At 48.6% G+C, this 512-nt stretch carries 1 protein-coding gene; it reads left to right on the top strand.

Annotation, left to right across the window (positions count from 1 at the left end; all coding sequences use genetic code 11):
* Window positions 1-100 precede the first annotated feature (100 nt).
* The coding region (locus M4I42_RS17095) for a DUF4277 domain-containing protein (RefSeq protein WP_268853212.1) at window positions 101-512 on the top strand (412 nt) is incomplete at its 3' end.

The following is a 512-nucleotide window of genomic DNA, read 5'->3' as shown; positions in this document are numbered from 1 at the left end:
CTCACATTTCGCACCCTCTCGACAAAAATCGGGAGGATTTTTTTATCTTCCTGTCGAATAAAACCTTGGAACACAAGGAAAGCAAAGGAGTTTGCTCATCATGGACGTTCAAATTCGGGCCATTTATGAAAGTTCTTATTTGAATATAATAAGCGCCCTGTTCAAAGATCTTGACCTTCCTCAGTTGATTGATCGTCTCGTTCCCGTGGATCCGCAATGCCAAACTCGAGCCAGCGATATCGTCAAACTAATCGTTCTGGATATCTTGAGCGGCCGGCAAGCGCTCGTTCATTTGGAACAATGGGCGCATGACATCGATTTGCCGAAGCTGATTCGGCCAGGGCTGGAGCCGTCTTGGTTCAACGACGATGCCATCGCGCGTCATTTGGATCGCCTGTATGAGGCGAATATCCATCAAGTCCTTTCGTCTTGCCTCGTGCAGATCTACAAGAAAGAAGGCCTCTCTCTTCGCGTCTTCCACGCCGATACGACGGACAAGACCGTTTATGGCG

It is taken from the genome of Anoxybacillus sp. J5B_2022, from assembly GCF_026847645.1.
Taxonomy (GTDB): Bacteria; Bacillota; Bacilli; order Bacillales; family Anoxybacillaceae; genus Anoxybacteroides.
The sequence above is the reverse complement of the archived record's forward strand: the minus strand, read 5'-3'. Positions and strand labels throughout refer to the sequence as shown.